At 62.8% G+C, this 16,042-nt stretch carries 16 protein-coding genes; 9 read left to right on the plus strand and 7 right to left on the minus strand.

The features are described from left to right. Nucleotides 1-87: 87 nt before the first annotated feature. From dnaN to LB557_RS16735, 4 genes are all read left to right on the plus strand, one after another. Nucleotides 88-1,206 carry a DNA polymerase III subunit beta gene (dnaN, locus tag LB557_RS16720; RefSeq protein ID WP_015313988.1) on the plus strand — a complete coding sequence of 373 codons (1,119 nt, stop codon included), beginning with the start codon at nt 88-90 and terminating at the stop codon, nt 1,204-1,206. Between the two features lie 65 nt (nt 1,207-1,271). Beyond that, on the plus strand, nt 1,272-2,411 hold the full coding sequence (gene recF, locus LB557_RS16725) for a DNA replication/repair protein RecF (protein ID WP_015313989.1): 1,140 nt from the start codon (nt 1,272-1,274) through the stop codon (nt 2,409-2,411). Between the two features lie 31 nt (nt 2,412-2,442). Beyond that, nucleotides 2,443-3,195, plus strand: coding sequence for a molybdopterin-synthase adenylyltransferase MoeB (locus LB557_RS16730; RefSeq protein WP_015313990.1), 753 nt, complete (start codon nt 2,443-2,445; stop codon nt 3,193-3,195). 2 nt (nt 3,196-3,197) lie between these two features. Further along, nucleotides 3,198-3,683 carry a GNAT family N-acetyltransferase gene (locus tag LB557_RS16735; protein ID WP_224641429.1) on the plus strand — a complete coding sequence of 162 codons (486 nt, stop codon included), beginning with the start codon at nt 3,198-3,200 and terminating at the stop codon, nt 3,681-3,683. A 35-nt stretch (nt 3,684-3,718) separates the two neighbouring features. Here the strand turns inward: LB557_RS16735 and LB557_RS16740 are convergent, their stop codons facing one another. Next, nucleotides 3,719-4,720, minus strand: coding sequence for a 2-hydroxyacid dehydrogenase (locus LB557_RS16740; protein ID WP_140660652.1), 1,002 nt, complete (start codon nt 4,718-4,720; stop codon nt 3,719-3,721). Between the two features lie 148 nt (nt 4,721-4,868). Here LB557_RS16740 and LB557_RS16745 point away from each other — a divergent pair, with 148 nt between their 5' ends. Continuing rightward, on the plus strand, nt 4,869-5,429 hold the full coding sequence (locus LB557_RS16745) for an SH3 domain-containing protein (protein WP_015313993.1): 561 nt from the start codon (nt 4,869-4,871) through the stop codon (nt 5,427-5,429). On the opposite strand, the gene LB557_RS16750 is transcribed toward LB557_RS16745, so the two are convergent. Beyond that, on the minus strand, nt 5,419-5,799 hold the full coding sequence (locus LB557_RS16750; protein ID WP_224641427.1) for a DUF4260 domain-containing protein: 381 nt from the start codon (nt 5,797-5,799) through the stop codon (nt 5,419-5,421). The genes LB557_RS16745 and LB557_RS16750 overlap by 11 nt on opposite strands. A gap of 64 nt (nt 5,800-5,863) precedes the next feature. Further along, entirely contained in the window at nt 5,864-6,295 is a 432-nt protein-coding gene (irrA, locus tag LB557_RS16755; RefSeq protein WP_015313995.1) for an iron response transcriptional regulator IrrA, read from the minus strand. Between the two features lie 242 nt (nt 6,296-6,537). Between irrA and fabA the strand changes: the two genes are divergently transcribed. The 4 genes from fabA to LB557_RS16775 all read left to right on the plus strand — a co-directional run bounded on the left by fabA (nt 6,538) and on the right by LB557_RS16775 (nt 10,844). Then, a complete protein-coding gene (gene fabA / locus LB557_RS16760) occupies nt 6,538-7,056 on the plus strand; it encodes a 3-hydroxyacyl-[acyl-carrier-protein] dehydratase FabA (protein ID WP_015313996.1) in 519 nt (172 codons plus the stop codon). Between the two features lie 49 nt (nt 7,057-7,105). Further along, nucleotides 7,106-8,326 (plus strand): beta-ketoacyl-ACP synthase I, encoded by a 1,221-nt coding sequence (gene fabB / locus LB557_RS16765; RefSeq protein WP_015313997.1) that lies wholly within the window; start codon nt 7,106-7,108, stop codon nt 8,324-8,326. A gap of 31 nt (nt 8,327-8,357) precedes the next feature. Next, complete coding sequence (fabI, locus tag LB557_RS16770; RefSeq protein ID WP_224641425.1) at nt 8,358-9,170, plus strand: enoyl-ACP reductase FabI; 813 nt, start codon at nt 8,358-8,360, stop codon at nt 9,168-9,170. Nucleotides 9,171-9,299: 129 nt separating this feature from the next. Then, on the plus strand, nt 9,300-10,844 hold the full coding sequence (locus tag LB557_RS16775; protein WP_224641422.1) for a putative bifunctional diguanylate cyclase/phosphodiesterase: 1,545 nt from the start codon (nt 9,300-9,302) through the stop codon (nt 10,842-10,844). Between the two features lie 116 nt (nt 10,845-10,960). On the opposite strand, the gene LB557_RS16780 is transcribed toward LB557_RS16775, so the two are convergent. The 4 genes from LB557_RS16780 to corA form a co-directional block, all read right to left on the minus strand. Then, nucleotides 10,961-11,971 carry a class I SAM-dependent methyltransferase gene (locus LB557_RS16780; RefSeq protein ID WP_224641420.1) on the minus strand — a complete coding sequence of 337 codons (1,011 nt, stop codon included), beginning with the start codon at nt 11,969-11,971 and terminating at the stop codon, nt 10,961-10,963. Nucleotides 11,972-12,040: 69 nt separating this feature from the next. After that, nucleotides 12,041-14,188, minus strand: coding sequence for a polyribonucleotide nucleotidyltransferase (pnp, locus tag LB557_RS16785; RefSeq protein WP_015314001.1), 2,148 nt, complete (start codon nt 14,186-14,188; stop codon nt 12,041-12,043). A 279-nt stretch (nt 14,189-14,467) separates the two neighbouring features. Continuing rightward, on the minus strand, nt 14,468-14,737 hold the full coding sequence (gene rpsO, locus LB557_RS16790; RefSeq protein ID WP_015314002.1) for a 30S ribosomal protein S15: 270 nt from the start codon (nt 14,735-14,737) through the stop codon (nt 14,468-14,470). 181 nt (nt 14,738-14,918) lie between these two features. Beyond that, nucleotides 14,919-16,013: a magnesium/cobalt transporter CorA gene (gene corA / locus LB557_RS16795; protein WP_140787140.1), complete on the minus strand. Its 1,095-nt coding sequence runs from the start codon at nt 16,011-16,013 to the stop codon at nt 14,919-14,921. Nucleotides 16,014-16,042 lie beyond the last annotated feature (29 nt).

Below are 16,042 nucleotides of genomic sequence, written 5' to 3' on the forward strand. Positions count from 1 at the left end.
GCGTAGATTCTGAAGCCTGTTCAGAGCTTTCGCGGGGCGCCGGCAGCCGGAGACCCGTTCATTCATTCAAGCGAGCCTGTTTTCGTCATGCGTGTTATCCTGGAACGGTCAAATCTCCTGAAGTCGCTCAACCACGTGCACCGCGTGGTCGAACGGCGCAACACCATACCGATCCTGTCGAACGTGCTTCTCAGCGCGGACGGCGCCAGCCTCGAAATGAAAGCCACCGACCTCGACCTGGAGGTGACGGAAGCGACGCCCGCCAAGGTCGAGCGCGGCGGCGCGACGACGGTCCCCGCGCACCTGCTCTATGACATCGTGCGCAAGCTCTCCGACGGCGCCGAGGTAATGCTGAAGACGGATGAGGACGGCAACGCCATGACGGTGACGTCGGGCCGCTCGAGCTTCCGCCTGCAGTGCCTGCCGCAATCCGACTTTCCCGAGCTTTCGGCCGGATCCTTCTCGCACATCTTCCGCCTCGATGCGGTGGCGCTGAAGGGCCTGATCGAGAAGACGCAGTTCGCCATCTCCACCGAGGAGACGCGCTACTATCTCAACGGCATCTACCTGCACACGCATGAAGTCGGCGGCAAGCTGAAGCTGCGCTCGGTGGCAACCGACGGCCATCGGCTGGCGCGCGCCGAGATTGACGCGCCGGCCGGCTCCGAGGGCATGCCGGGCATCATCATTCCGCGCAAAACAGTGAGCGAGCTGCAGAAACTGGTCGACGATCCGGATGTCGCCGTGACCACCGAACTGTCCGACACCAAAATCCGCTTCACCATCGGCAGCGTCGTCCTCACCTCGAAGCTGATCGACGGCACCTTCCCGGACTATCAGCGGGTCATTCCGACCGGCAACGACAAGAAGCTGATCCTCGACCGCCAAAGCTTCGCCGCCGCGGTCGACCGGGTCTCGACCATCTCTTCCGAACGCGGCCGCGCGGTGAAGCTCTCGATCAGCGAAGGCCAGGTGACGCTTGCGGTCAACAATCCGGATTCAGGCAGCGCCACGGAAGAACTGGCGGCCGACTATTCGGCCGACCCGATCGAGATCGGCTTCAACGCCAAATACCTGCTCGATGTCGCCGCGCAATTGACCGGCACGGAGGCCAAATTCATGTTGGCCGATGCCGGTTCGCCGACGCTGATCCACGACATGGCCGATGAGACCGCGCTTTACGTGCTGATGCCGATGCGGGTATAGCCGGCGCGGCGTCGCTGGCGATACGACCGGCCTTGGTTGCGGCGACTTCTACAGGCGGATAGCGGTTGCCGGCACAAACCCACATAAGTAAGCTCACGCTTACCAATTTTCGCAACTATGCGACCCTTGCGATAGATGTCGCGCCGGGCGCCGTGGTCTTTTCCGGCGACAATGGTGCCGGTAAGACCAATCTCCTCGAAGCGATCTCCTTTTTGACACCGGGACGCGGCTTGCGCCGCGCAGCCTACGGGGATGTGGCCCGTGAGGGTGGCGATGGCGGTTTTGCCCTGCATGCACGGCTCGACGGACCTGAAGGCGAGGTCGAGATCGGTACAGGCATTTCCGGGGGCGACACCGCGGAGAGCGGCAGGCGGGTGCGTATAAATGGAGCCGCGGCGCGGGCCGAGGACATGCTGGAATGGCTGCGGGTCGTGTGGCTGACGCCGGCGATGGATTCGCTGTTCACCGGGCCGGCCGCGGATCGCCGGCGCTTTCTCGACCGGCTGGTGCTAGCGATCGATCCCGGCCATGGCCAGCGCGCACTCGATTACGAGAAGGCGATGCGAGGCCGTAACCGCTTGCTGACGGAAGGCTCGCGGGATGCCAGCTGGTTCGAGGCGATAGAGACGCAGATGGCCGAGACCGGCGTGGCGATAGCGGCCGCGCGCGCCGAGTTGGTGCGCCTGCTGGTGGCCATGATCGACAGGCTGCCCGACACCGGACCGTTTCCGCGGGCCGATATCGGCCTTTCGGGTGAGTTGGAGGCCGAGATTGCCGGTGCACCGGCGGTCGATGTCGAGGAGCGGTTCCGACGGGCGCTTGCCGATGGCCGCGACCGCGACCGCGCCGCCGGACGTACCCTCGAGGGCCCGCACCGCTCGGACCTCATGGTCCGGCACCGGCCCAAGGCAATGCCGGCCGAACTCTGCTCGACCGGAGAACAGAAGGCGTTGCTGGTCGGCATCGTGCTGTCGCATGCCCGGCTGACCGGCGAAATGTCCGGCCTGACGCCGATCCTGCTGCTCGACGAGATCGCGGCGCACCTCGATGGCGGCCGGCGCGCGGCACTGTTCTCGATCCTGGAAGACCTGAACTGCCAGGCTTTCATGACGGGTACCGATGCGGCGCTGTTTTCCAGCCTGCATGGCCGCGCTCAGTTCCTGACGGTCGACCATGGCACGGTTGGGCCAACCGAAGACCCCTGACAAGATTTTTCGGCCGCTATATGGTCCTGACATGACTACCGCCCTCACCGCCGACGAGATCGAACGCTATGCCCGCCACATCGTGCTGCCCGAGGTCGGCGGCGCTGGCCAGCAGAAGCTCAAGCAGGCGCGGGTGCTGGTGATCGGCGCTGGCGGGCTCGGGGCGCCGGTGCTTGAATATCTCGCCGCGGCCGGTGTCGGCACGCTCGGCATTGTCGACGACGACACTGTTTCGCTCTCCAACCTACAACGGCAGGTCATTCACGGCACCGATACGGTCGGCATGCTGAAAACCCAGAGCGCCGGCGCTGCGATCGCCCGCATCAATCCCAACATATCGGTCGAAACGCACACATTCCGGCTCACCGCGGAAAACGCCCCTGCCCTCGTCGCCAAGTACGATATCGTCGTCGACGGGTCCGACAATTTCGAGACGCGTTATGTGGTTGCCGATGCCTGCGCCAGCGAAGGGAAGCCGCTGGTGCATGCGGCCGTCGGACGTTTCGATGGCTCGGTCACCGTGTTGAAGCCTTTCGAGGACGGCAGGGACGGCAAGCCGAACCCGAGCTATCGGGATCTGTTTCCCGAAGCCCCGCCGCCGGGCCTGGTGCCGTCCTGTGCGGAGGCCGGAGTGCTCGGCGCGCTGACCGGCGTCGTCGGCACCCTGCAGGCAATGGAGGCGATCAAACTGGTCACCGGCATAGGCGAGCCGCTGATCGGCCGGCTGCTGCTTTACGATGCGCTCGCCGCCCGCTTCGAGACCATCCGCTACAAAAGACGCTGATCTTGGAACAACCCCCTGTTTCGATCACGCAAATCCCCGCCGATTTCGGCCGCTGGGGTGATGTGCTTGCCCTGATCATGCATGCCTTCGCCTTCATGGACGGCATCATCGACCCGCCGTCGTCGGCTCACCTGCTCACAGTCGAAGCACTGCGCGCCAAAGCCTTGCGGGAGACAGGCTTTCTGGCGCTCGACGGCGACAGGATCGTGGGCTGCGTTTTTGCTCTCGAAAAGGCCGAGGGTCTTTATGTCGGCAAGCTCGCCGTCGCCCCGGACCGGCAGGGGCAAGGCATTGGCCGGCGGCTGATGCAAGCGGCCGAAGATCTGGCCCGCAGCCTCGGCAAGGCCGACATCGAACTGGAGACGAGGATCGAACTGGCCGCAAATCATGCCGCCTTTGCCCGGCTCGGCTTTCGCGAAACCGAACGGACGGCGCATGAGGGCTATGACAGGCCGACGTCCATCACCATGCGCAAGACCATTTCGTAAGCTTCGGTTTATGAGAGCCGGCGCCTGGAAGGTTTTCAGGTCCTGAGCGGCAGCACGCGGTCCGGCGGGCGATGGCCATCGACGAAGGCGCGGATATTGATGATGACCTTCTCGCCCATGTCGATGCGGCCCTCGAGCGTGGCCGAGCCCATATGCGGCAGAAGCACGACCTTGTTCCTGGCGGCCAGCTTCAAGAGCTTGCCGTTCAGGGCCGGTTCGTGCTCGTAAACGTCCAGGCCGGCGCCGGCGATCTTGCCGTCTTGGATCAGCTTGACCAGCGCTTCTTCGTCGATAATGTCGCCGCGGGCAGTGTTGACGATATAGGCGGTGGGCTGCAGCAACGCGAGCCGCCGCGCCGACAGAAGATGAAAGGTAGCGGGTGTCGAGGGACAATTCACCGAGATGATGTCCATGCGGGCCAGCATCTGGTCGAGACTTTCCCAATAGGTCGCCTCCAGCCCATCCTCGACCGCCGGCAGCACACGATGCCGGTTGTGATAGTGAATGGACAGGCCGAAAGCCTTGGCTCGCCTGGCAACGGCGGTGCCGATGCGGCCCATGCCGACAATGCCGAGCCGCTTGCCCCAGATGCGCCGGCCAAGCATCCAGGTCGGCGACCAGCCGGCCCATTTCTTGTCGCCCGTGAGCACACTGGCGCCTTCCGCCAGCCGGCGCGGCACCGCCAGCATCAACGCCATGGTCATGTCGGCGGTATCTTCGGTGAGCACGTTGGGCGTGTTGGTGACGGTGATGCCCCTCTTGGCCGCCGCCGCCACGTCGATCTTGTCGACGCCGTTGCCGAAATTGGCGATCAGCTTGAGATTGTCGCCGGCCTGGGCAATCAGTGCGGCGTCGATCTGGTCGGTCACGGTCGGCACCAGCACGTCGGCTTCCTTGACCGCGGCGACCAGTTCCGGCTGCGTCATCGGCCTGTCCTCGACGTTCAGCCTTGCGTCGAACAGCTCGCGCATGCGGGTCTCGACCGGGTCGGGCAGCTTTCGCGTGATGACCACGAGAGGCTTCTTTTTGCCTACCATTGTTTCCCTCGTTGAGACCTCTTTAACCAAGACAGGCGAAACTGAAAGCCGGTCGCGGTAGCCGATTTACCCATGTAACAAGCGGTGCCGCCGAAGACAAAGAAAAAGGGGTGCCGCAGCCATCGGGCCGGTGCCGAAAGGAACGAAAGTGTCTGGTTTCGCGTCGCTTCGCCTGGCCCTCAGCGCAGCATTTCTCGGCGCTCTTCTCTATTCTCCGCTTGCCGGCGCGCAAAGCGCGGCCGCTCCCGCCCAGAGCGCCATCACGCTCGGACCGAGCGGCCTGCCGCTGCCGCGATTCGTCAGCCTGAAATCCGGCCGCGTCAACTCGCGTGTCGGCCCCGGCGCCAACTATTCGGTCGACTGGATGTACATGAAGGCTGGCCTGCCCATGGAAATCATCCAGGAATTCGATACGTGGCGGCGCGTGCGCGACGCCGACGGCTCGGAAGGATGGATCAACCAGTCGCTGCTTTCGGGCCGACGTACCGCAATCGTCGCTCCCTGGCAGCGCGGCAAGGGCGGCCAGATCAACCTTCTCAAGAGCCCCGAAAAGGATGCCAGAGTGGTGGCGATCGTAGAACCCGGCGTCATGGGCACGATCAAAGCCTGCGACGGCCAGTGGTGCGAGATGACGTTCGACGGCCACACCGGCTGGCTTGCCCAGTCGGTCGTCTGGGGCGCTTATCCGGGCGAGCGGGTCAAGGACTGAACGTCTCGCTTTTGCGCCCGATACGGCCGAGATGGGTATCCTGAAATCCTGTTGACAGCTTCAAGCCGTAGCCCAGCGCGCGGTCGATCGCGATATGCGCGATCCAGATCAGTGCGACGGCGTTGCCGACCGCACTGCCGGCGAGGTGCCCGGCAAGCAACAGAAGCACCGGTACGATCAGAATGTGCAAGGCGTTGTAGGCAATGGCGCCAACGCGTGGGCCGCCGAGATAACCCAGCATCGACAGGTCCGGCGCCAGGATGAGCAACGCGAAGAGCCACCAGGAAACGCCTGTCGCGCCATAGAAGACGATCGCGGTAGCCGCCGCGACGGCCCATTCGAGCCGGACTATCCAATCAAGGAATTTCATCCCAGACCGATTATTCGGGCCGGACCGATTATTCGGGCCAGACCGATTGTTCGGGCCAGACCGATCATTCCGGACGCTTGGGACGAAGCCTCACCACGATATCGACATTGGCGATCTCCATGCCTTCGGGCGGCTCCGGCAGATTGGTGACGGTTACCGGGCCGTTGGCGATGTCGAAAATCCTGTTTTCGCCTTCGATGTAGAAATGGTGGTGGTCGGAGGTGTTGGTGTCGAAGTAGGTCTTGGAACCTTCGACGGCGAGAATGCGCAGCAGCCCCGCCTGGGTAAACTGGTGAAGCGCGTTGTAGACGGTGGCCAGCGATACCGGCACGCCGGCGGCCTGCGCCTCCTCATGCAGTTCCTCAGCCGACAAATGGCGGTCGCCCTTGGCGAAAAGCAGGTCGGCCAGCGCAATGCGCTGACGGGTCGGCCTCAGGCCGGCTTCACGTACCCGCTTGTCCACAGCGACATTTTCCTTCCGGCAGCCCCGGTCCATCTGGTCTTCCAAGCTCGCAGTCCCGCTTCAAGACACGCCCAGAATGGCAAAAAAATGAATGTCTGCCGGAACCGGACCCCTGTTGACATATATTCTGTCGCCCGAATGCGATCAATAGCGCGCATTGACCCGGGCAGACTGGCGGGTTAAGCGCAAACGCCGGTTTCCGGCCTGAAACAGATTGTGTTAGGACACCAACGACAAGGGCGCGCTACCGCCCGGACGATATGGGGACGAAATTGATGGCGGGTTCGAAATCCAGCTACGACTACGAAGAATTGCTGGCCTGCGCTCGTGGCGAGCTGTTCGGAGAGGGCAATGCCCAGTTGCCCTACCCGCCGATGCTGATGTTCGACCGTATCACCGAGGTCAGCGAGACCGGCGGCGCCTTCGACAAGGGTTTCATTCGCGCGGAATTCGATATCAATCCCGACCTGTGGTTCTTTGCCTGCCATTTCATCGGCAATCCGATCATGCCGGGCTGTCTGGGCCTTGACGCCCTGTGGCAATTGACCGGCTTCTATCTCGGCTGGCTTGGTGAACCCGGCAAGGGAATGGCGCTGTCGACCGGAGAGGTCAAGTTCAAGGGCATGGTCACGCCATCGGTCAAGAAGGTCGAGTACGGCGTTGATTTCAAGCGTGTGATGCGCGGCCGGCTGGTGCTCGGCATCGCCGATGGCTGGATGAAGGCGGATGGCGAGCCCATATATGCGGCGACGGACCTGAAGGTCGGTCTGTCCAAGCAGTCGGCGGTCGCTTGACCGCAGCCCTGGCCCGCGCATTGGCCAGCATCCCTGGAAGGAGTTGCGAATGAGACGTGTCGTAGTCACAGGCCTCGGCATCGTGTCGTCGATCGGCAACAATGCCAACGAGGTGCAGACCTCGCTGCATGACGCCAGATCCGGCATCAGCTTTTCCGACTCCTTTGCCGAACATGGCTTCCGGTGCCAGGTCTGGGGCGCGCCGACGCTCGATCCTTCGGCGATGATCGACCGCCGCGCGATGCGATTCCTGAGCCAGGGCGCGGCGTGGAATCACGTCGCCATGGACCAGGCGATCGCGGATGCCGGCCTCGACGAGAGCGACATCACCAACGAGCGCACCGGCATCGTCATGGGTTCGGGCGGCCCCTCCACGCGCACCATCGTCGAGGCGGCCGAAACCACGCTCAAGAACGGCAGCCCCAAGCGCATCGGTCCCTTCGCGGTGCCGAAGGCGATGTCGTCGACGGCCTCGGCAACCTTGGCCACATGGTTCAAGATCCATGGCGTCAACTATTCGATCTCCTCGGCCTGCTCGACCTCGGCGCATTGCATCGGCAATGGCTACGAGCTGATCCAGTGGGGCAAGCAGGACATGGTCTTTGCCGGCGGCCACGAGGATCTTGACTGGACGATGTCGGACTTGTTCGACGCCATGGGCGCCATGTCGTCGAAGTTCAACGACAGGGCCTCGACCGCATCGCGCGCCTATGACGCCAATCGCGACGGCTTCGTCATAGCCGGCGGCGCCGGCGTGCTGGTGCTGGAAGAGCTGGAGCACGCCAAGGCGCGCGGCGCCAAGATCTATGCCGAGATCGTCGGCTACGGAGCCACTTCGGACGGTTTCGACATGGTTGCGCCCTCGGGCGAAGGCGCGGTCCGCTGCATGCGCCAGGCGCTGGCGACGGTTTCCACGCCGGTCGACTACATCAACACGCACGGCACCTCGACGCCGGTCGGCGATTCCAAGGAAATGGGCGCAATCCGTGAAGTGTTCGGCGAGAAGATGCCGTTCATCACGTCGACGAAGTCGCTGACCGGCCATTCTCTGGGCGCGGCGGGCGTGCAGGAATCCATCTATTCGATCCTGATGATGCAAGGCGGCTTCATCGGCGAAAGCGCCCATATCGAGACGCTCGATCCGGAATTCGAGGGCATGCCGATCGTACGCAAGCGCATCGACAACGCAGGGATCGACACCGTTCTGTCGAACTCCTTCGGTTTCGGCGGCACCAACGCGACGCTCGTTTTCCAGCGCTACTCCGCATAAGGCCAAGTTTTTCATATAAGGATTGGCGGCCATGGACGGACTGATGAAGGGCAAGCGCGGGCTTGTCATGGGTGTTGCCAACGATCATTCGATCGCCTGGGGCATTGCCAGGAAATTGTCCGAACAGCGGGCGGAACTGGCCTTCACCTACCAGGGCGAGGCTTTTGGCCGCCGGGTCAAGCCGCTCGCCGACAAGCTCGGCGCTTCGCTGGTCGTTCCCTGCGACGTCGAGGACAGCGCTTCGGTCGCCGCCACGTTCGAGACGCTTGGCAAGGCGTGGGGCGGACTGGACTTCGTCGTCCATGCCATCGGCTTTTCCGACAAGAACGAGTTGAAAGGCCTCTATGCCGATACCAGCCGGGACAATTTCGTCCGCACCATGGTGATCTCCTGCTATTCCTTCACCGAGGTGGCGCGCAATGCCGCGCCCCTGATGACCGCCGGCGGCTCGATGATCACGCTGACCTATGCCGGCTCGGTCCGCGTCATGCCGAACTATAATGTCATGGGCGTCGCCAAGGCCGGCCTGGAGGCCAGCGTGCGCTACCTCGCCAACGACTACGGTCCGCGCGGCATCCGGGTCAACGGCATCTCGGCCGGTCCGGTGCGTACACTGGCCGGCGCCGGCATTTCGGATGCCCGCCACATGTTCTCCTACCAGCAACGAAACTCGCCGCTGCGCCGGACGGTGACGATCGACGAGGTCGGCGGCTCCGCGCTGTATCTCCTGTCCGACCTTGCTTCCGGCGTCACAGGCGAAATCCACTATGTCGATTCCGGCTACCATATCGTGTCGATGCCGACCCTCGACGAGTTGAAGCAGACGGATGGCGGCCGCGACTGACGGCGGCCCCGGTCACGCGGGTCTTTTGCCAGTAAAGAAAATAATCCTCTCCAGTAAAATTGGATTCATTCGCGGAAACTCATTTTAAGAAGGTTTCCGCTATAAAGCTTCCCATCTGGGGACCTTTTCATGCCTGCCGCCATCAACCCGAAGCGAACACCCGTGTTCCGACTGCTCACGATAGCAAGTTCGGGCATAGGCAGTTTCGTCATCGGAATCTGGGGGCTGAAGCACGGTCTCGGCGACGGATTTGCCGGCATTTCGGCTGATATGATGGTGTCGATCATGGCCGCGCTTTGTGCGCTGGCCGCATCGGTGGCGGCAATGTCCTTCTTTGCTGGTGTCGATGAATCAGCGGATTTCGTCTTCAACGAAACCCATTTCGACAAGCTGACCGGACTGCTGGCCCGCCCGGCGATGGTCGGCAAGATCGCCGAGGCGGCATGCGCGACAAGCCGCACCGGGGAACCGATGTTCCTGATCGACATCGACATCGACCGGTTCAAGCAGATCAACGATGCAATCGGCTACACTCACGGTGACGAACTGATCCGCGCCTTCACCAAGCGGCTGCGCGACTGCGTGCCGGCGCGCGTACTGATCGGGCGGATCGGGGCCGGCGAGTTCGCGGTGCTGCTTCCCGATCACCAGATCCAGGGGACCCTGGAAAGCATGGTCGAGAGGCTCATCGACGAGATGATGGAGCCGTATGAACTCAGCACCCACCAGCAATCGGTGAGCCTGTCGGTGGGCATCGTGGCGATGCCCAAGGATGGGATCGATCCGGTCCTCATCCTGCGCCGTTCCAACCTGGCGCTGCAGAATGCGCGTGCCAGCGGGGTTGGCAACTGGTCGGTCTTCAACAGCGATATGGGGCGGGTGGCCGACCATCGCCAATGGGTCGAGTCCGAACTGCACAATGCGTTCGAGCGCGGCGATTTCGACCTGCATTATCAGCCGCAGCTCGACCTTCCGACCGGCCGCATCGTCGGCTACGAGGCGTTGATCCGGTGGCAGCATCCCGAACGCGGCATGATCCCTCCGATGGAGTTTATCCAGATCGCCGAAGAGACCGGCATGATCAATCCGATCGGCGAATGGGTGCTGCGCAAGGCCTGCAGCGATGCCCGCCATCTGCCGGACGACTGTTTCGTCGCCGTCAACATCTCGCCGGTCCAGTTCATGACCAAGGATTTCGTCGGGCTTGTGCGCGACACGATGCGGAGCACCGGCATCAAGCCGTCACGGCTGGAACTGGAAGTCACCGAGACGGCGATGATGCAGGACCGCGACCGCGCGGCCGCCATCCTGAAAGAACTCGCCGAGATGGGGATCTCGGTCGCTGTCGATGATTTCGGCACCGGCTATTCCAACCTCAGCTATCTGATCGACTTCTCATTCGGCAAGCTGAAGATCGACCGCTCCTTCGTCAGCCGCATCGATACCGATGCGAGCTCCGGCGCGGTCGTGTCGACCATTGTCGGGCTTTCCCGGGCGCTTGGCGTCAGCATCATTGCCGAGGGCGTCGAGACCGAGAACCAGGCGACACTACTGCGGGCAGCTGGTTGCGAAGTGGTGCAGGGCTATCTGTTCGGCCGGCCGGCGCCGCTCAAATTCAGCGCTGGTGACAGGCACGCCACCGACGAAGTCCGGCGCGTCGCCAATCTACACTGACCTACAACATGTCGCGGCAATAGGATTCGCCCGACCTGCTGTAAGCTTCCGATTTATGGATGGCGTTGTCCCCGAACCGATGACACTTCCGGGCGACACGCATTAAATGCATCGCGTCAGCGCCGTGCGACAAACACCTTGAACATGCCGTCGCGGGCAAGCTCGGCGTGGCTGGCAAAGGCGGCCGACAGCACCGGCTCGTAGGGAAGCTGGCGGTTGGCGACCACGAACAGGCGCCCACCGGGCTTCAAGGCCTTGGCCGCGGCGCGGATCATGCCGACGCCGATCTCGGGCTCGGCCGCACGGCTGCGGTGGAAGGGTGGGTTCATTGCGATGACGTCGTAGCGGCGCTCGACAGGCTCGGCCAGCAGATCCGTCCAGAAGAAGCCCTGCGCCACGGTGTTGGCAAGGTTGCCCCTGGCGGCCTCCAGCGCATCGAAATCGGCTTCGTAAAGATCGAGGGCCGACAAGCCCGGACAGCGGGCAGCCATCTCGGCCGCCACATAGCCCCAGCCGGCGCAGAAATCGGCCGCGGTGCCACGCAAATCACCGGGCAGATTGTCGACCAGCAGTTTCGAACCGGCATCGACGCGGTCGAAGGAGAACATGCCGGGTGCGGTGCGGAACCGGTCCTCAACAAGCAAGGCGGGATTGGCGGCGCGAAGCGCGGCGGCGGCTTGCACATCAACCGGACGACGCAGCCAGAAGGCAATGCCGTGATATTTTGGCATGTGGCTATCAAGGAGAACAAGATCGCCGACGCGCTTACGCAGGCTTGCGATGCCATCCTCCTTGCCACCGGCAATGACGATCAATCCGCCCTCCGCCACCCGCTCGAGAGCCTCGGCGATGCGCAGTTCGTTTTCGCCGCGATGGCGGCCGGCGAGCACAAGCACGGCATCAAAATCCTCACCGGCCGATCGCGGCGTGACCGTGAAGCCAGCCGCCTGCAAAGCGCGGAAATACGGGCGAAAGCCCTGTACGAGATGCAGCGTAGCCTCGAAGCCCTGTGGCAAGCGCAGGCCGGGTTCGGCGCCAAGGAAGAGAATGCGCTCGTCCCTGCCCGGCGGGGAAAGAGCCTCGGCCTCGAATGGATGAAAAAGCGTCTTCAACGCTTCAGCGGACATGGCCGTGCTCCATAAACAAAAACGGGCGCGACATAAGCCGCGCCCGCTTCGATTTTTCCGTCAGAGGCCTCAGGCGGCGTTTTCTTCGCCTTCGGTCTTCTTGTCGCGGGCGATTTCCTTGCCGGTGGCCTGGTCGACGACCTTCATCGACAGGCGGACCTTGCCGCGCTCGTCGAAGCCCATCAGCTTGACCCAGACCTTGTCGCCTTCCTTGACGACGTCCGAGGTCTTGGCGACCCGGTCGTTGGCAAGCTGCGAGATGTGGACGAGGCCGTCACGCGGACCGAAGAAGTTGACGAAGGCGCCGAAGTCGGCGGTCTTGACGACCGTGCCTTCGTAGATCTCGCCGACTTCCGGCTCGGCGACGATGGTGTGGATCCACTTCTTCGCCGCCTCGATCTCCTTGGCGTTCGACGAAGCGATCTTGACCGTGCCGTCGTCCTCGATGTTGATCTTGGCGCCGGTCTTCTCGACGATCTCGCGGATGACCTTGCCGCCCGAACCGATGACGTCGCGGATCTTATCGGTCGGGATGTGCATGACCTCGATGCGCGGCGCGAACTCGCCGAGTTCAGGGCGGGCGCCGGTCAGGGCATGGGACATCTCGCCGAGGATATGCAGGCGACCGTCCTTGGCCTGGCCAAGGGCGATCTTCATGATCTCCTCGGTGATGCCGTCGATCTTGATGTCCATCTGCAGCGAGGTGATGCCGCCTTCGGTGCCGGCAACCTTGAAGTCCATGTCGCCGAGGTGATCCTCGTCGCCCAAGATGTCGGAGAGCACGGCGAAGCGCTCGCCTTCCTTGATCAGGCCCATGGCGATACCGGCCACCGGCTTGGCCAGCGGCACGCCGGCATCCATCAGCGCCAGCGAGGTGCCGCAGACGGTAGCCATCGAGGACGAGCCGTTGGACTCGGTGATCTCCGAGACGACGCGCAGCGTGTAGGGGAACTGGTCGGCGGAGGGCAGCATCGGACGGATGGCGCGCCAGGCGAGCTTGCCATGGCCGATTTCGCGGCGGCCCGGCGAACCCATGCGGCCCGTCTCACCGACGGAGTAGGGAGGGAAGTTGTAGTGAAGGAGGAACTTCTCCTTGTACATGCCGGTCAAGGAATCGACGTACTGCTCATCCTCGCCGGTGCCGAGCGTGGCAACCACCAGCGCCTGGGTCTCGCCGCGGGTGAACAGCGCCGAACCATGGGTGCGCGGCAGGACGCCGACTTCGGAGACGATCTTGCGAACCGTGCTCAAATCGCGGCCATCGATGCGCGCGCCAGTGTCGAGGATGTTCCAGCGAACGACCTTCGCCTGCAATTCCTTGAATACCGAGCCGATCTGTTCGGAGGTGTACTTTGCGTCCTCGCCTTCAGCCGGGGCAAACGCGGCCTTGACCTTCGCCTTGACGGCGTCGACGGCGGCGTAGCGCTTCTGCTTGTCGACGTTCTTGTAGGCATTGCTGAGCTCGTCGCCGACGATCTTCAGCATCTCGGCCTCAAGCGCCGAATAATCCGGCGCGGTGAAGTCGCGCGGCTCCTTGGCGGCAACTTCCGCCAGCTTGATGATGGCGTCGATGACCGGCTGGAAACCCTTGTGGCCGAACATGACAGCGCCGAGCATCAGCTCTTCGCCGAGTTCCTTGGCTTCCGACTCGACCATCAGCACGGCATCAGTGGTGCCGGCGACGATGAGGTCGAGCTTGGACTCCTGCATCTCGTCGACATGCGGGTTCAGCACATATTCGCCATTGATGTAGCCGACGCGCGCGCCGCCGATCGGGCCCATGAAGGGAACGCCCGACAGGGTCAGGGCCGCCGAGGTGGCGACGATCGACAGGATGTCCGGGTCATTTTCGAGATCGTGCTGGACGACGGTGACGACGATCTGCGTGTCGTTCTTGTAGCCGGCGGCGAAGAGCGGGCGGATCGGGCGGTCGATGAGACGGGAAACCAGCGTTTCCTTCTCGCTCGGACGGCCTTCGCGCTTGAAATAGCCGCCCGGGATTTTGCCGGCGGCATAGGTCTTTTCCTGGTAATTGACGGTCAGCGGAAAGAAGTCGAGACCGGGCTTGGGCTCCTTCATCGAAACGACGGTGGCGAGAACCTTGGTCTCGCCGTAGGTGGCGAGCACCGCGCCGTCGGCCTGGCGCGCGATCTTGCCGGTCTCCAGGATGAGCGGACGACCGCCCCATTCGATTTCCACTTTGTGGTGATTGAACATGTCTTGTCCTTAATAAGCGGAAAGGGCCGCGCCGTTTCACGGTGCGCGGATGCCCTTTGCCTGGCTTCCTTTCTCGGGCAGCCACGGGCAAGACAACGGGAAGCTCGGGTGATTTAGGCGCGACAAGCGCGCGCGAGCGTCCTGCAATCCTGCCCCATGACCGTCCATGGGCGGTTTCGAACGGCCCTTTGCACGCTCGAAACCGGGTCTGGCCAGCCTATGCGACTGGCAGAATGCGCGACCGGCGGGCTCTCCGAAGAAAGCCCGCCGGTCAATTCGTCAACGGCGCAGACCGAGCTTCTCGATCAGTGTCTGATAGCGCGAGTCGTCCTTGCGCTTGAGATAATCAAGCAGGCTGCGGCGCTGGGACACGAGAGCGAGCAGACCACGGCGGGAATGGTTATCCTTCTTGTGGTCCTTGAAATGGTCGGTCAGGTTCTTGATGCGCTCGGAAAGGATGGCCACCTGGACTTCCGGAGACCCGGTATCGCCCTTGGCGGTTGCGAATTCACCCATCAATTCCTGTTTGCGCTCGGCAGTAATCGACATCGTGTTTTTCCTTATCTGTTTGAGGAAACGGGTCGCCCGCAGCCGGGATGTCGTCCAGCAGGGGCCGTGCATGCAAAGCGTCAAGGCGCTATGCTGCGGCGCATATAGTGCAATTCCCAGAAAAACACCAGCCCAATTCACAAGCCGGCTTTTGAGGCTCAAATGACAGGTTTAAACCCGGTCAAAGCCATTTCTTCCATTTGAAGAATGCAATCAGCCCGACAGCGACGGCAGCCATGAACAGCAGAGACAAGGGATAGCCGTAGTACGCCTTCAGCTCCGGCATATTCCATGGCGAGCTGGCGGGGTCGAAGTTCATGCCCCAGATGCCGACCAGGAAGGTGAGCGGCATGAAGATGACCGAAACGATGGTGAGATAGGAGATGACATCGTTGGTGCGGGCCTGGCTCAGCGACAGATGCATTTCGATCAGGCCGGTCAGCATGTCGCGCTGGGTCTCGACCAGCTCGATCAGCCTGAGCGAATGGTCGAGCGTATCGTTGAGGAAGACCTTGGTCTCGGCTGTGACATAGGCCACGTCGTTGCGGATCAGCGTTGCCAGCGCATCGCGCATGGGCCACAGCACGCCTTTCAAAACATTGGCATCGCGCCGCAATTCGTGCAGCTGCCGCATCTGGTGCTTGTGCGTCGAATGCAGCATCTGGTCCTCAATGCTGTCGACCAGGTCGCCGGCAGCCTCGATCGGCGGAAAATAGCTGTCGACGATGGCGTCGATCAGCGCATAGGCGAGATAGTCGGCGCCGCGCGTGCGCAACCGGTTGGGGGCCGAACTCTCGATCCGCTTGCGCACCGGATCGAACGGATCGCCTTCGCGCTCCTGGAAGGTGACGACGAAGTTCTCGCCGAGGAAGAGAGCGATCTGCTCGTAGCGATGCGACGTGACATCGTCGATCATGCGCATGACGACGAAGGCGTGATCCTCGAAGAAGTCGACTTTCGGCCGCTGGCCGGTGTTGACGACGTCCTCCAGCGCCAGCGGATGCAGGCTGAAGATGCGGCCGATCTCCTCGATCAATTGGATGTTGGCAAGGCCGGTGCAGTCGAGCCAGATGACGGGCCATTTCCGGCAACTGGCCTCGACATCGTCGATGCTGGCGTTCTCGATGGTCTTGAACTTCTGCGGCGAGATCAAGGTCAGCCGCAGTTCGGAGCGCCGCGCCGCCGGATCGGCGATCAGCGTGCCGGGCGAGGCGCCAACCGGAGGCCGCCTCGTCTTCACCGGCGCCCGTTTTTTCACCACCTCGGCCTTTGCCATGCCCCCACCCGTCGAACCTGCTTGTCCTA

It is taken from the genome of Mesorhizobium sp. BR115XR7A (assembly GCF_020165315.1).
Lineage (GTDB): Bacteria > Pseudomonadota > Alphaproteobacteria > Rhizobiales > Rhizobiaceae > Mesorhizobium > Mesorhizobium australicum.

What these genes read in the sequence shown, in the direction of transcription:
- dnaN (WP_015313988.1), top strand. Translation starts at nt 88, where the DNA reads ATGCGTGTTATCCTGGAACGGTCAAATCTCCTGAAGTCGCTCAACCAC.
- LB557_RS16730 (WP_015313990.1), top strand. Translation starts at nt 2,443, where the DNA reads ATGACTACCGCCCTCACCGCCGACGAGATCGAACGCTATGCCCGCCAC.
- LB557_RS16740 (WP_140660652.1), bottom strand. Translation starts at nt 4,720, where the DNA reads ATGGTAGGCAAAAAGAAGCCTCTCGTGGTCATCACGCGAAAGCTGCCC.
- LB557_RS16750 (WP_224641427.1), bottom strand. Translation starts at nt 5,799, where the DNA reads ATGAAATTCCTTGATTGGATAGTCCGGCTCGAATGGGCCGTCGCGGCG.
- irrA (WP_015313995.1), bottom strand. Translation starts at nt 6,295, where the DNA reads ATGGACCGGGGCTGCCGGAAGGAAAATGTCGCTGTGGACAAGCGGGTA.
- fabA (WP_015313996.1), top strand. Translation starts at nt 6,538, where the DNA reads ATGGCGGGTTCGAAATCCAGCTACGACTACGAAGAATTGCTGGCCTGC.
- fabB (WP_015313997.1), top strand. Translation starts at nt 7,106, where the DNA reads ATGAGACGTGTCGTAGTCACAGGCCTCGGCATCGTGTCGTCGATCGGC.
- fabI (WP_224641425.1), top strand. Translation starts at nt 8,358, where the DNA reads ATGGACGGACTGATGAAGGGCAAGCGCGGGCTTGTCATGGGTGTTGCC.
- LB557_RS16775 (WP_224641422.1), top strand. Translation starts at nt 9,300, where the DNA reads ATGCCTGCCGCCATCAACCCGAAGCGAACACCCGTGTTCCGACTGCTC.
- LB557_RS16780 (WP_224641420.1), bottom strand. Translation starts at nt 11,971, where the DNA reads ATGTCCGCTGAAGCGTTGAAGACGCTTTTTCATCCATTCGAGGCCGAG.
- pnp (WP_015314001.1), bottom strand. Translation starts at nt 14,188, where the DNA reads ATGTTCAATCACCACAAAGTGGAAATCGAATGGGGCGGTCGTCCGCTC.
- rpsO (WP_015314002.1), bottom strand. Translation starts at nt 14,737, where the DNA reads ATGTCGATTACTGCCGAGCGCAAACAGGAATTGATGGGTGAATTCGCA.
- corA (WP_140787140.1), bottom strand. Translation starts at nt 16,013, where the DNA reads ATGGCAAAGGCCGAGGTGGTGAAAAAACGGGCGCCGGTGAAGACGAGG.